Annotated in this window: 13 protein-coding genes and 1 tRNA gene; 6 read left to right on the top strand and 8 right to left on the bottom strand. The window is 72.8% G+C overall.

Translation table 11 applies throughout. From position 1 onward, the window contains the following. Window positions 1–11 precede the first annotated feature (11 nt). Both M3677_RS14650 and M3677_RS14655 read right to left on the bottom strand, forming a co-directional pair. Window positions 12–1,010 carry a DUF2332 family protein gene (locus tag M3677_RS14650; RefSeq protein WP_251160904.1) on the bottom strand — a complete coding sequence of 333 codons (999 nt, stop codon included), beginning with the start codon at window positions 1,008–1,010 and terminating at the stop codon, window positions 12–14. Next, entirely contained in the window at window positions 1,007–1,474 is a 468-nt protein-coding gene (locus M3677_RS14655) for a GNAT family N-acetyltransferase (protein ID WP_251160905.1), read from the bottom strand. Before M3677_RS14655 ends, M3677_RS14650 begins: the two co-directional genes overlap by 4 nt. Window positions 1,475–1,539: 65 nt before the next feature. On the opposite strand from M3677_RS14655, the gene msrB reads away from it, so the two are divergent. Then, window positions 1,540–1,944, top strand: coding sequence for a peptide-methionine (R)-S-oxide reductase MsrB (gene msrB, locus M3677_RS14660; protein WP_066656573.1), 405 nt, complete (start codon window positions 1,540–1,542; stop codon window positions 1,942–1,944). A gap of 36 nt (window positions 1,945–1,980) precedes the next feature. Then, window positions 1,981–2,056 (top strand) — tRNA-Thr (locus M3677_RS14665). Between the two features lie 35 nt (window positions 2,057–2,091). Here M3677_RS14665 and M3677_RS14670 read toward each other — a convergent pair. The 3 genes from M3677_RS14670 to M3677_RS14680 all read right to left on the bottom strand — a co-directional run bounded on the left by M3677_RS14670 (window position 2,092) and on the right by M3677_RS14680 (window position 5,745). Continuing rightward, window positions 2,092–3,534 carry a glycosyltransferase family 39 protein gene (locus tag M3677_RS14670; protein WP_251160906.1) on the bottom strand — a complete coding sequence of 481 codons (1,443 nt, stop codon included), beginning with the start codon at window positions 3,532–3,534 and terminating at the stop codon, window positions 2,092–2,094. A gap of 319 nt (window positions 3,535–3,853) precedes the next feature. Beyond that, window positions 3,854–4,885 carry an aldo/keto reductase gene (locus M3677_RS14675; RefSeq protein ID WP_066656578.1) on the bottom strand — a complete coding sequence of 344 codons (1,032 nt, stop codon included), beginning with the start codon at window positions 4,883–4,885 and terminating at the stop codon, window positions 3,854–3,856. A 74-nt stretch (window positions 4,886–4,959) separates the two neighbouring features. Then, on the bottom strand, window positions 4,960–5,745 hold the full coding sequence (locus tag M3677_RS14680) for an alpha/beta fold hydrolase (RefSeq protein WP_251155274.1): 786 nt from the start codon (window positions 5,743–5,745) through the stop codon (window positions 4,960–4,962). Between M3677_RS14680 and M3677_RS14685 the strand changes: the two genes are divergently transcribed. Further along, entirely contained in the window at window positions 5,744–6,598 is an 855-nt protein-coding gene (locus tag M3677_RS14685; RefSeq protein ID WP_209685431.1) for an NAD(P)H-hydrate epimerase, read from the top strand. The two genes, M3677_RS14680 and M3677_RS14685, sit on opposite strands and share 2 nt — an antisense overlap. Before the next feature lie 45 nt (window positions 6,599–6,643). Here the strand turns inward: M3677_RS14685 and M3677_RS14690 are convergent, their stop codons facing one another. Next, complete coding sequence (locus tag M3677_RS14690) at window positions 6,644–7,585, bottom strand: 2-deoxy-5-keto-D-gluconate 6-phosphate aldolase domain-containing protein (RefSeq protein WP_251160907.1); 942 nt, start codon at window positions 7,583–7,585, stop codon at window positions 6,644–6,646. A 34-nt stretch (window positions 7,586–7,619) separates the two neighbouring features. Beyond that, window positions 7,620–8,762 carry a glycerol dehydrogenase gene (locus M3677_RS14695; protein WP_209685428.1) on the bottom strand — a complete coding sequence of 381 codons (1,143 nt, stop codon included), beginning with the start codon at window positions 8,760–8,762 and terminating at the stop codon, window positions 7,620–7,622. A 102-nt stretch (window positions 8,763–8,864) separates the two neighbouring features. Here M3677_RS14695 and M3677_RS14700 point away from each other — a divergent pair, with 102 nt between their 5' ends. Continuing rightward, on the top strand, window positions 8,865–9,761 hold the full coding sequence (locus tag M3677_RS14700) for a neutral zinc metallopeptidase (RefSeq protein WP_251160908.1): 897 nt from the start codon (window positions 8,865–8,867) through the stop codon (window positions 9,759–9,761). A 114-nt stretch (window positions 9,762–9,875) separates the two neighbouring features. Here the strand turns inward: M3677_RS14700 and M3677_RS14705 are convergent, their stop codons facing one another. Next, window positions 9,876–10,790: a thioredoxin domain-containing protein gene (locus M3677_RS14705; RefSeq protein ID WP_251160909.1), complete on the bottom strand. Its 915-nt coding sequence runs from the start codon at window positions 10,788–10,790 to the stop codon at window positions 9,876–9,878. Between the two features lie 254 nt (window positions 10,791–11,044). Here M3677_RS14705 and M3677_RS14710 point away from each other — a divergent pair, with 254 nt between their 5' ends. Together M3677_RS14710 and M3677_RS14715 are read left to right on the top strand one after the other, a co-directional pair. Beyond that, window positions 11,045–12,145 carry an ABC transporter ATP-binding protein gene (locus M3677_RS14710; RefSeq protein WP_066656626.1) on the top strand — a complete coding sequence of 367 codons (1,101 nt, stop codon included), beginning with the start codon at window positions 11,045–11,047 and terminating at the stop codon, window positions 12,143–12,145. Between the two features lie 140 nt (window positions 12,146–12,285). Then, window positions 12,286–13,590 carry a DUF4032 domain-containing protein gene (locus M3677_RS14715; RefSeq protein ID WP_251160910.1) on the top strand — a complete coding sequence of 435 codons (1,305 nt, stop codon included), beginning with the start codon at window positions 12,286–12,288 and terminating at the stop codon, window positions 13,588–13,590. Window positions 13,591–13,648: the final 58 nt, after the last annotated feature.

A 13,648-nucleotide genomic window follows, 5' to 3' on the forward strand; every position in this document is an offset into this window, starting at 1 on the left:
CGAAGCCCGGTTCAGGCTGCGGGCCGCCGGAACCACCGCACCCGGACGCCGAACGGGTCGCAGACCGCCGTCGCCACACCGTCGAGCGACACCGTGGCGAAGGCGTCCGGGTCCGCCGGGTCGACGTCGTCGGGCAGCGTCGCGGCCACCCCGCGCAGGATGCCCGTCCGTTCGACCGCGACCCAGTGCACGCCACGCTCCGCCAGCCGGTCGACCACGCGCTGGCGGTCGGCGCCCGGCACGTAGACGAGGGTCCCGGTGGTGAGCACCACGGGACGGACGCCGTCCGGCAACGCGTCCAGTGCACGGTCGAGGTCGCCGGGCAGCGTGCCACGGATCCGGACGGGAGGCACGACGAGCGTCGCGCGCGCCGCCTCGCGCATCAGGGCGGTGCGGTCCGTCGCCTCGGGCGGGACGGCCTCGACCAGCCGGTCGAACGCACCGGGCTCGGCGAGGTCGATCGGGTTCGGGTCGAGGGCGACCCGCGCGCCGATCCGGATCGGGGTGCCGGCCGGCTCGGGGACCGCGCCGCTGGCGTCGACCGTCAGGTGCACCGACGGCTCGGCGACGGCGGTGTGCACCCGGACCGTGCCGTCCCCGGTCCGGTGGTCGAGCGTCACCCGGTCCGGGATCGAGCAGAGCCCGGCGGCGGCCCCGGCGTCGACGAGGCCGAGCGGCCGCGGGTCCGCCGCGGCGAGCGCCGCGAACAGCGGGACGACGGGACCGAGCCGCCGCGGGTCGTTGGCCTGCACCGTGGCGGCGGCGAGCGCCGTGACGAACGCGGCACGGGCCTCCCGGCCGAGCGCACGGAGCGCTCCGGGGTCCGACGGGTCGGCACCCAGCCGACGTGCGACGGCGAAGACCAGCTCCGGTTGCCGCTGCTGCTCGGGGACCGCGTCGAGGAGCGCGACCAGGTCGTCGTCGACCGAGCGTGCCCAGGCCGCGTACGACGGCGAGGCCGGAGCGATGCGCGCCGCGTAGGTGGCGTACCGCTCGCGCGTGCCGGTCACGGGCGGTGCATGCCGACGTGACGGATGCCGGCCTCGTCGTAGGGCGCACCGAACCGGACGAAGCCGTGGCGTTCGTAGAGGCCCGCGACGTACTCCTGGGCGTGCAGGACGAACGGCTCGTGACCGTGCGCCTCGAGCACCCCCGCGACCAGCCGTCCGGCGATCCCCTGCCCCCGGTGGTCGGGGTGGGTGGCGACCCGGCCGATCACCCAGGCCGGCGGCTCGCTGGCCGCGGGGTGGTCCTCGTCCGGGGCGGGCCGGACGAGGCGGAGGTACCCGACCGGATCGTCGTCGGCTCCGAACCACCAGTGCTCGGTGTCGGGCTCGCGGTCACGGCCGTCGAAGTCGTCGGCGGTGACCCGCTGCTCGAGGGCGAAGACGCGGTTCCGCAGCCGCACGATGCCGTACAGTTCGTCCGTCGTCAGGCGGGTCCAGCGGGCGTGGCGGACGGAATGCTCGGACATCGTCGCGAGTTTACTGAAGGGGTCGGGCATCACCATCGAGCCCCGACCGGAAGCAGGAGGAAGCAATGGCGTACAACGTCGACAAGTCGGACGCCCAGTGGCGCGAGGAGCTCTCCCCGGACCAGTACGCCGTGCTCCGGCAGGCCGGGACCGAGCGCCCGTGGACGGGTGAGCTGCTCGACGAGGAGCGCGCCGGCACGTACACGTGTGCGGCGTGCGGCGCGGAGCTGTTCCAGAGCGGCACGAAGTTCGACTCCGGTTGCGGCTGGCCGTCGTTCTACGAGTCGGTCCGCCCCGAGGCGGTCCAGCTCATCGAGGACAAGTCCCTCGGCATGGTCCGCACCGAGGTCCGCTGCGCGAACTGCGGCTCGCACCTCGGGCACGTGTTCCCCGACGGCTTCGGCACCCCGACGGGTGACCGCTACTGCATGAACTCGCTGTCGCTGAACTTCTCCGAGCAGGGCGAATGAGACCCCGACGCGTCCGCCGGTAGGATGGGCGCGTCAGCCGGCATGGCGCAATTGGTAGCGCACCGTACTTGTAATACGGGGGTTGCGGGTTCGAGTCCCGCTGCCGGCCCCAGATCACGGCTCCTCGTGCGGCCCGAGGCGGAGCCGTCACCGCACGTCGAGCTCGCCGTCCGCGTCCCGTTCGATCTCGCCGTCCGGGATCCAGACGACGATGCGGTCCAGGCGCACCCGCTCGAACGACGACCGCTCGTCGCGCAGCAGGTCCGTGACCTCCTGCGGCAGCGGGAAGCGCTGGTCGCGGCCCACCACGATCGCCTCGAACGGTGCATCGTCGACGTCGCGCACGCCGCGCGCACCGACGTACTGGTCGTAGTCGCTGGGGGTGATCGCGCCGAAGAAGATGCGGCCGTCCCGGATGCCCTCGCTCCGCAGCAGCGGCAGGAGGCGCGCGACCCCCTCGGGGCGTGTCTGCCAGACCGCCCGCGCGGTCGGGATGCTGCCGACGAGCGCGACGACGACGAGGAGTGCGGCGAGCGCGCCGGTCAGCGGCCGGGGGCGGAGCACCGCGAGCCGACCGAGTCCGACCGCGGCGAGCAGGACGATCCAGGGCGTCCACGCGCTGTAGTAGGTCGGCAGCGCGATCTTCGCCGCCACCGTGTAGAACGCGACGAGCAGCAGGAGCGGTGCGGCGAGGAACACCACGAGCCGGTCCGGACGGACGACGACCGCGAGCAGCACCCCGGCGGCCAGGACGACGAGCACCGGCAGGCCGACGCCCTGCGCCAGGAACCACCAGTTCCCCCACCACGGTGCGAACTGGTGGGTCTGCCCGGCGATCACGGCGAGGTGGCCGTTCTCGTTCTGCCCCTCCTGGAAGGCCAGCATGTAGAGCACCGCCGACCGCATGCCCATGGGGGCGTACAGCGCGACGACCGTCACCGCGAAGACCACGGCCCAGACGAGGCCGCCGACGACGAGCCGACGCCACTGCCGGAACAGCAGCGGGGCGAGCAGGAACACGGGCACCAGCACGAGCGTCGACGCCTTCGACGTCACCGAGGCGGCCATGAGCACCGCGGACAGCGGGAGCCACCACCACCGGCCGGTCCGTGTCCAGGTCCACACGGCGAAGAGCGCGGCCAGGGCGAAGAACACCATCACCGGGTCGAGGAGCGCGACACGGTCGAGCCGCGCACCGGATCCACCCCGGGGCGTCAGCGTCCAGAGCGCCGCGGCGGTCCACCCCGCCCAGAAGCCGACCTCGGCGCGGAGCCACACGAACATGACGGCGGCGCCGAGGACGACGAGGGCGGCGACGAGGACCCGGGGCGCGGTGGCCCCCTCGCCGCCGACGAGCTGCGCGAGCCCGAACAGGTACTTCGCCGTCGGCGGGTGCTCGCGGTTCTGGTCGAACGCGCCGTGCACGTACGCGAAGCCGGCGCGGACGTAGGTGGACTCGTCGCCGCCGATGTTCTCGTCGGCGATCCGCCAGAAGCACTGGTAGGCGGCCGCCAGGGCGAGCAGGACGAGGGCGACGATCCGTACCGCTCGGCGGTCCTGGAGCACAAGGGCGTGGCGTCGACTGGGCACCGGACGATCCTACGGCGGGAGCCGACGCCCTCCGGCGGGAGCACGGAGGGCCCGGACGATGGACGTCCCGGGCCCTCCGGCGCGCGGAACGCGGATCAGGAGGCGTTCCGAGCGCTCGACGCGGTAACCAGCCGGTCGTCCCTCGATGGTGTCACCGCACCCGGTGACGTGTCCACGGTTCCGGTCCGATCCACGCGAACCCGCACGGATGTGCAGGAACCGGCCGGTCGGACTGCGTCCCCGCTGTGTGCGCGCCGGGCGGATGCCCGGCGCGCACGGCCGTGCTCCGCGTCCGACCGCGATCAGTGTCCGACCGCGATCAGCGTCCGCCCGTGATGCGGCGCTCGCGCTGGGCGACGCCGGCGGTGCCGTAGGGGTAGTCGTCGACCCGCGGGGCACTCGCGTCCGTCAGGGCCTGCAGCTCGTCGTCGGTGAGCACGAGGTCGGCAGCGCCGAGGTTGTCCTCGAGCTGCGAGACCGTCCGGGCGCCGAGGATGACGCTCGTCACCGCGGGCCGCGCGAGCAGCCAGGCGAGGGCGACCTGTGACTTCGAGGCACCGTGCGCGTCGGCGACCGCGGAGACCGCGTCGAGCACCTTCCACGTGCGCTCGTCGCCGTTGCGGGCCTCCCACGCCTCCATGCCGCGCTGCGGGTTCTCGCCGAGACGTGTCGAGCCCGTCGGAGCCTCGTCGCGCTGGTACTTCCCGGAGAGCCAGCCGCCGGCCAGGGGCGACCACGGGAGCAGACCGATGCCGGCGTCCAGGCACGCGGGCACGACCTCGTGCTCGATGTCCCGCACGAGCAGGTTGTACTGCGGCTGCAGCGTCACCGGCGGTGCCCAGCCGTGGGCCTTCGCCTCGTAGACGGCCTTCGTCACCTGGTAGCCGAGGTAGTTCGAGAACCCGTAGGTGCCGATCTTGCCGGCGGACACGGCGTCGTCGAGGAAGCGCAGGGTCTCCTCGATCGGCGTCAGGGCGTCCCACGCGTGCATCTGGTAGAGGTCGATGTGCTCCACACCGAGCCGCTCGAGCGAGGCGTCGAGCGCGACGCGCAGGTGACGGCGGGACAGGCCGAGGTCGTTCGGGCCGTCACCCTGGGGGAACCGGCCCTTCGTCGCGAGGACGACCTGCTGCGCCTCGGTCGGGTGGGCGGCGAGCCACCGGCCGATGATGCGCTCGGACTCGTTGCCGGAGTACACGTCCGCGGTGTCGACGAGCGTGCCGCCCGCTGCGACGAACGTGTCGAGGATCTGGTGGGAGGTGGGTTCGTCGGCCTCACTGCCGAACGTCATGGTGCCGAGGGTCAGCGTCGACACCGATGTCCCGCTGTTGCCGAGGAGTCTGTAGTCCATGGTCGGGACGCTACGCCCGGTCTCCTCCGCCAGCGGGGACCTGCCAGTACCCGTCAGGGGTGCGCACCGCCCCCTCAGCGCCCCTCGGACAGGAAGGCGATCGCACGCTCACGGAAGTCGCGCGACGTGGGGGCGTTGAAGTGGTTCCGACGCGGGATCTCGAAGAACGACGCGTCCGGCGCCGCCTCGGCCAACCGCACGGCGCTGTCCCGGATCCCGTCCTCGCTGCCCGCCGCCATCAGGATCGGCTGCGCGGGGGCGTTCTCCGGCGTCGGCTCGACGCTGTTCCGCATCCCCTCGACCATCGCGACGAGCGCGCGGAGGTCGTTCCCCTCGACGTTCGCCGCCATCTGCAGGTACCCGTTCGTCACCCGGTCCTCGACCGGGGTGCCGTCGGCGATGTACGCCTTCGCCTGGTCGACCGCCACGCGGCGCATCGGGTCGGCGTCCGGGATCCCGCCGAGGACGGCCCGCGAGATCCGGTCCGGGATCTGCTCGGCGGTGTGCCAGCCGACACGGGCGCCGAGCGAGTACCCGAGGAACGCGACGTCGTCGAGCAGGTAGGTGTCGACGACCGTGGTGACGTCGGCGACGAGCAGGTCCATCGAGTACGCGGACGGGTCGTGCGGCTTCGACGAACCACCGTGCCCGCGCTGGTCGAGCGCGACGACGCGGTACCCCGCTCGGACGAGGTCACGGGTCCACCCCGAGGCGTGCCAGTTCAGGACGGCGCCGGAGGCGAAGCCGTGCACGGCCACCACGACGGGGGCGTCCGGCTCGCCGAAGTCGTACGTCGCGAGCTTCAGGCCGTCCGGGGACATCACGGCACGGGGACGGGGCGCTTCGGGGACGAGTGACATGGCGCGACCAGGCTACCGGGGCATGGTGGTGGCCATGGACGGCTACGGCGGCGATCAGGTCCGGGCGGCGGAGCGGCCGCACCTCGAGGCGGGCGAACCCCTCATGCAGCGCGCGGCGGCGGGGCTGGCCCGCATCGTCGGCGAGCTGCTCGACGACCCGGCGGTCCGCCCGCAGGACGGCCCGGGGTCGGTCCTGCTGCTGGTGGGCAGCGGCGACAACGGCGGTGACGCCCTGTTCGCGGGTGCGCACCTGGCGTCGGACGGGAGGCACGTGACGGTGCTGCGCGTCGGCGCACGTGTCCACGAGGCGGGCCTGGCAGCGGCGCTGGACGCCGGGTCGCGCCTCGCCCCACCGGCACGGCCGGACCGCCGCTGGCGCGTCGCTCCGGAACCGGCGGCGTGGGCCCCGGACGGCCCGACGGACCCTGACGACGCCGGTGCGGCCGACGTCCTGCGGGCCGCCGCGACCCCGGACGCCGAGCGCCTGGCGGCGGTCGCCGCCGAGGCCGCCGCGGGAGCCGACCTCGTGCTCGACGGCATCCTCGGCATCGGTGCCGGCGGCGGCACCCCCTTGCGCTCCCCCGCTCGGCAGGTCGTCGACGCGATCCGCGAGCTCGCCCGCGACCAGCGCGCCCCGTTCGTCGTCGCCGTCGACGTGCCGAGCGGCATCGACGTCGACACCGGCGCGGTGGCCGACGACCACGTGCTCCACGCCGACGTCACCGTGACCTTCGGCGGGGTCAAGGCGGGCCTGCTCACCGGCCCCGGGGCGACGCTCGCCGGGCGGATCGAGCTCGTCGACGTCGGCATCGGAGCGGACCTGGCGACGATGGAGCCGCTCGTCCGCACCTGACGCCGGTCCGCGCCCGACACCGACCCGGCGTCGACGGGAACGGGATCAGGCCGCGCCGGCGTCCACCCCGTCGACGACGTCGGGACGCGCCTCGAGCCACGTGTCGACGAAGTGCCGGTAGTTGGCGGCGATCACCTGCTCGGCCGCCTCGTGGTCGAGCCCCTGCTGCACGACGTCGTCGAGCGCGTCCTCCCAGTTGCTCCGCCCGATGGCGAAGCCGACGAAGCCGTCGACGGGTGCTGCGACGCGCAGCCACCGGTCGAGCTGGTCCTCGGGGGCGTCGCGGCCGAGCACGATGCACTGCACGTGGTCCCGACCTCCGGCGCGCACGGCGGCGACGACGCGCTCGGCGTCCTCGGTGCGGTCGAGGCCCTCGAGCTTCCACACGTCCGGCTCGACCCCGTGCTCCTGCAGGTACCCGATGGCCTCGACGACGAGTCCCGGGCGGACGTCGCGGTCGTAGTCGTCCGCCTGCGCCTGCTGGTCGTCGGTGCCCGGGACGAGGAGCTCGACCAGGAACGCGCGGTCGGCGTCGTGCAGGGCGCGGGAGACCTCGGCGAGCCGCTCGGCCTGCGCCTGCCGGTCACCGGCGTCGAACGCGGGGTTGTCGCGGACCAAGACCTTCACGAAGTCGGGGTCGAACGAGTCCACGTGCGCGAGCCAGTCGTCGCCGTACTCGAGCTCGAACCAGTCGCGGCCGGACCGCTCGATCGGCATCGCGAGCTGCAGCCCGGCCTCGCGGACGAGCCGGGCGACGTCGTCGCCGTAGCGCTCGTCGACGAGCACGCCGGTGCGTGCGCGGGAGGCCCCTGCGGCGAGCGCGGTGAGCACACCGCGGTACACGAGCTGCTTGCCGGCACGGACGCGCTGGGCGTCGGCCTCGTCCGCGGGCTCGCCGGACTCGTCGCCGTAGGTGTGCTCCAGGAGCGAGGACCGCTGGTCCATCGCGAGGAGGAAGAGGGGGTGCTGTTCATCGAGGTCGGCCATGCCGCCATGCTGCTCGCACCCCCTCCGGTCACGCTCAGTGGGCGCGGTACAGTTCCGGCTCCGGCAGCCCGTGGGCGGCACGGATGCTGCGCGAGATGCCCTCGATCGCCACGAGCGCGTCGACCACGGCCTCGGCGGTCACGGGGAACGGCATGTTGTGGATCGTCTCGCTCTCCACGGTGGCGGCCTCGGCGACGGCCCGGAGCACGTCCCGGTCGTCGACGGTCAGCCCGATCTCGGTCAGGGTGTTCGGCAGTCCGACCCTCGTCGTGAAGACGACGAAGTCCTCGATCTCGTCGGCGGGCGCCCCCTCGAGCACGAGCTGCGCGATCGTCCCGACGTTGACCTTCTGCCCGTGCGCGAGGCCGTGCGCCTGCGGGGCCGCGGTCAGGCCGTTGTGGATCGCGTGCGCCGCGGCGAGGCCACCGGACTCGAAGCCGAGCCCGGACAGCAGGGTGTTCGCCTCGACGACCTTCTCGAGCGCGGGCGTGACGACCTTCGCCTTCACGGACTCGATCGCCTGGAGCGCGTTGTCGTGCAGGAGCTCCCACGACAGCTCCGCGAGCGCGACACCGGTCTCGGTCTGCAGCCCGCCGGCCATGGTGTCGGCGTTCGCGCGCTTCGCGGCACGGGCCTCGACCCAGGTCGCGAGGGCGTCGCCGATGCCCGCGACGAGGAACTGCACGGGGGCGTTCGCGACGAGCTTCGTGTCGATGAGCACGAGGTCCGGGTTGTGCGGGAAGAAGCGGTACTCGACGAACTCCCCCTCCTCCGAGTAGACGACCGCGAGCGCGGAGGTCGGGGCGTCGGTGCTCGCGGCGGTCGGCACGCTCGCCCAGCGGATCCCGGCGAGGTGCCCGGAGGCCTTCGCGGCGTCGATCGCGGACCCGCCGCCGAGGCCGACGACGACGTCGGAGTCCGTCTCGCGGATCTTCGCGGTGAGGTCGTCGATCGCCTGCGGGGTGGCGAAGCGTCCGAAGCCGACCCGCTCGACCGGCAGGCCGGCGGCGTCGAAGCTCGTGCGGACGGCGTCCTCGACGATGCCCCACACCACGTCGTCGGCGACGAGCAACGGACGCTTCCCGATCGGCGCGACGAACTCCCCGACGCGGGTGATCGCGTCCTTGCCCTGCACGTAGCGGGCGGGGCTCATGACGGTGCTGATCGGAGTGGCCATGGTGCTGCTTCCTTCCGGGTGGATCGTGCTGTTGTACGACAGGTGTCGGCGGTGCCGACGCACCGGACGCTACGCGGGTCGGCTGCGGGTACGGTCGGCGGCATGACGTTCAACGAGGACTCGCAGCTCAGCGGCGGGAAGGTGAAGCGCCGCGGGCGGACGGCGGCGATCGCGGGCGGCGGGGGCGTCGGAATCGTGGCGATCGTCGCGCTGCTCATCACGGCGTTCAGCGGCGGCAACGTCGACCTCTCATCGCTGCTGGGCGACGGCACCACCCAGATCCAGCAGCAGGACGAGACGGTGCAGCCCGCCGAGGAGTGCCGCACCGGCCGCGACGCGAACCAGCGGGTCGAGTGCCGCATGGAGGGCGCGGCCGAGTCGCTCGACGCCTACTGGACGACCGAGGCCGCCGACCTCGGGATCTCGTACACGACGCCGGGCTTCGTGCTCTTCGACGGGTCGACGGACACCGGTTGCGGTCAGGCCTCGGCGGCCACCGGCCCGTTCTACTGCCCGCCGGACCGCTCGATCTTCCTCGACACGGCGTTCTACGACGACCTGCAGTCCCGGTACGGCTCGTCCGGCGGTCCGCTCGCCCAGATGTACGTCGTCGCGCACGAGTGGGGCCACCACGTGCAGCAGCTCGAGGGCACCTTCGCCGACACCGACCGCTCCGGCACCGGCGCGTCCTCGGGGAGTGTCCGCGTCGAACTGCAGGCGGACTGCTACGCGGGCTCCTGGGTGGGCTCGGCCGCGACCACCCGCGACGCGAACGGCGAGACGTTCTTCGAACCCGTCACCCGGGCGCAGATCGCCGACGCGCTGTCCGCCGCGAGCGCCGTCGGCGACGACAGCATCCAGGAACGGGCCACGGGTCGCGTCGACCCCGACTCGTTCACGCACGGGTCCAGCGCCCAGCGCCAGGCGTGGTTCACGCGGGGCTACGAGCGCGGGGCCACCGCCTGCGACACGTTCAGCGTGCCGGGCTCCCAGCTCTGATCCGCGGGCCGCGGACGCACGTTCGGGTCACGAGCCGCCCCCGGACGCACGGGAGGCTCCCCACCGGTCCGGTGGGGAGCCTCCCGTCCGTCGGTCCGCCGACCGGTCGCGACGTCAGCCGGCGGACGCGCTCGCGGAGGGGGTCGGGGTCGCGGTGGGCGACGGCGTCGCGTCCGACGCCCCGGCCGCCGACACCACGAAGGTGCGGAAGTCGTCGTTGGTGATCGGCGCGGTGAGCTCGTACTGCTTGCCGTTCACGAGCACCAGGGGCGGCCCGGGGAACTCGTCGAGCGACGAACCGGGGATGTCGCCGCCGGTCACGTCGGCCGTGCGCTCGTCGACCCACTTGGCGTAGGTCTGGTCCTGGATGCAGTCGCGGATCGCGGCCGCGTCCTGCACGCCGTCGACCCCGGTGACGAGCCGCTCGAGCTGCGCGTCGGTGAGGCCGGAGGTGCCCTGGTCGGGCTGCCGCGCGAAGAGCGCCTGGTTCACGGCGTAGAACTGGTCGGGCGACCGGTCCGCGACGCAGGCCGCGGCGTTCGCGGCGCGCAGCGAGTACTTCGTGCCCTGCGACCGGTTCGTCAGCACGGCGACCGGGTGGATGTCGACCGTCGCGGCGCCGGAGTCGACCAGGCTCGCGATGTACTCGCTGTTGGCGTCCTCGAACTGCGCGCAGGTGTCGCAGAGGTAGTCGACGTACATGGTGATCCGCACCGGGTCGGACGCGTCGGTCGCGTCGGGCGTCGAGGACGAGGACGCCCCGACCGGGCGCAGACCCTCGCCGATCGTGATGCCGCCCTGCGACATCGTGGACGGTCCGGGGCCGGCGGGCTTCACCGAGTCGACCAGCACCAGCGTGACGACCGCCACCGCGGCGAGGAGCACGACCCCGAGCCCGATCTGCAGTCCCAGGCGTGTGCCGCGCTGCCGGCGCTTCTGCTGGGTCCGTGCTCGCTGGGCCCGCTGCCGTGCGGCCTCTCGTCGTTCGTTGCGCGCGGCGCGTGCGTCACCCTCGGGGCGGTTGGTCATGCGTCGTTGGTCCTCACGTTGCTCCTGACGTCCGCACGGCCTCGCCTTCCCCCGTACGCCGGACGGACCCGCCGATCGTAGTGGTCCTTCCTGGGACCAGCCAACCAGGTCGGACCGGACACTGGCGCTGGCGGGGGAACTCGTGTTGTATGAGCACCGATGGTCGACGACGACCATCCGGGGCCCCCACGGGCAACCGCTTCACAACGGATCGTCCGGCACGTACCTGCCGGTGAAGGAAGGATCGAACGCTCATGGCGTCCGTCACCTACGACAAGGCAACCCGTCTCTACCCCGGAGGCACCCGCCCCGCGGTCGACTCCCTCGACCTGGACGTCGCCGACGGCGAGTTCCTCGTCCTCGTCGGCCCCTCGGGCTGCGGCAAGTCCACCTCCCTGCGCATGCTCGCCGGCCTCGAAGAGGTCAACTCCGGCGCCATCCGCATCGGCGAGCGCGACGTCACCGACGTCCCGCCGAAGGACCGCGACATCGCGATGGTGTTCCAGAACTACGCGCTGTACCCGCACATGACCGTCGCCGAGAACATGGGCTTCGCGCTCAAGATCGCCGGTGTCGGGAAGGAGGAGCGCGCCACCCGCGTGCAGGAGGCCGCGAAGCTCCTCGACCTCGAGCAGTACCTCGGCCGCAAGCCGAAGGCGCTCTCGGGTGGTCAGCGTCAGCGCGTCGCGATGGGCCGCGCGATCGTCCGTCAGCCGCAGGTGTTCCTCATGGACGAGCCGCTGTCGAACCTCGACGCCAAGCTCCGCGTGCAGACCCGCACCCAGATCGCGTCGCTGCAGCGTCGTCTCGGCGTCACCACGGTCTACGTCACGCACGACCAGACCGAGGCCCTGACCATGGGTGACCGCATCGCGGTGCTCAAGGACGGCATCCTGCAGCAGGTCGGCTCCCCGCGCGACCTGTACGAGAAGCCGAACAACGTGTTCGTCGCCGGCTTCATCGGTTCGCCGGCCATGAACCTGCTGCCGGCCGACGTCATCGAGGGCGGCATCAAGTTCGGCACGCTGAACCACCCGCTCGACCGCGACACCCTGTCGAACGCGCGCTCCGGCAACATCACCGTCGGCATCCGCCCCGAGGACGTCGTCGTGTCGACCTCGGGCGAGGGCCTGCCGGTGACGGTCGACGTCGTCGAGGAGCTCGGCGCCGACGGCTACCTCTACGGCCACGCCGACGTGAACGGCCAGCGCACGGACATCGTCGCCCGCGTCGACGGGCGTTCGCACCCGTCGATCGGCGACACGATCGTCATCACGCCGAAGCAGGGCCACGTGCACGCCTTCGACACCGAGTCGGGCGAGCGCCTCGACGACAAGGCAGTCGTCAGCGCGTAGTCTGCGCAGTTCCCCCGGGAGCCCGCGCCCGCCTCACCAGGGCGGGCGCGGGCTCCCGCTGTTCCACCCACCGGACGCCGTGCGCGTGGTGCCGCCGCCACGAGCCCGACGTCCGGTGCCGCGCCCTCCAGGAGCCAACCGTGCCCGACTCCCTCGCCATCACCGCCGCCACCGTCGACCCCGGCCTGCTCGACCTGCCGTGGGACCTGCCGCTCGAGGACTGGCCCGACGACGTCATCGTCGCCCTGCCGAAGGGCATCTCGCGGCACCTCGTGCGCTTCGTGCACCTGAGCGGGTACGTCGCGGCCGTCAAGGAGACCGGGGAGGAGGTCGCGCGGGCCGAGTACGAGATGCTCCGCACGCTGCAGCGCATGGACGTGCCGTGCGTCGACCCGGTCGCGGTGATCACGAACCGGGCCGACGCCGACGGCGAGCCCCTGCACCCGGTGCTCGTGACCCGACACCTGCGCTTCTCGCTCCCGTACCGCGCGCTGTACTCGCAGACCCTGCGACCGGATACCGCCACGCGCCTCGTCGACGCCCTCGCGCTGCTGCTCGTGCGCCTGCACGTCATCGGCTTCTACTGGGGCGACGTCTCGCTGTCGAACACCCTGTTCCGCCGCGACGCGGGTGCCTTCGCCGCGTACCTCGTGGACGCCGAGACCGGGAAGCTCTACCCGGGCGGCCTCTCCAACGGCCAGCGCGAGAACGACCTCGAGGTGGCCCGGGTCAACATCGCCGGCGAGCTCCTCGACCTCGAGGCCGGCGGGCGCCTCGACGAGAACGCCGACCCCGTGGACGTGTCGAACCGGATCGTCGCGCAGTACCGGACGCTCTGGAAGGAACTGACCGGCACCGAGCAGTTCGACGTCAAGGAGCGCTGGCGCATCAACGACCGGGTCGAGCGTCTCAACGCCCTCGGGTTCGACATCGAGGAGCTCTCGATCCACACCACCGAGGGCGGCTCGCAGGTGCGGATCCAGCCGAAGGTCGTCGACGCCGGACACCACCAGAGGCGTCTGCTCCGGCTGACCGGGCTCGACGCCGGCGAGAACCAGGCGCGGCGGCTGCTCAACGACCTCGACGCCTACCGGGCGCGGAACGGGCGGGACCAGCTCGACGAGGAGATGGTGGCGCACGAGTGGGTGTCCCGGGTGTTCGAGCCGGTGATCCGCTCGATCCCGCGTGACCTGCGCGGTCGTCTGGAGCCCGCCGAGGTCTTCCACGAGCTGCTCGAGCACCGCTGGTTCATGTCCCAGGAGGAAGAGCGTTCGGTCTCCCTGCCCGAGGCCACGACGGCGTACATCAACGACGTGCTGCGGCACCGCCGCGACGAGCGGCTGCTCATCAACCCGCCGACGTCGTCCATGACGCTGCCGATCCCCGTCGTCGAGGACGACACGGCAGACGAGGACGACGTCGAGGACTGGCGCGCGACGGTGTAGCCGGACGGACTGGAGGCCCGGTGCCGGTCTCGAGGTCCCGCCCCCGGCCACCACGTGG

This window comes from Curtobacterium sp. P97, assembly GCF_023712445.1.
Classification (GTDB): domain Bacteria; phylum Actinomycetota; class Actinomycetes; order Actinomycetales; family Microbacteriaceae; genus Curtobacterium.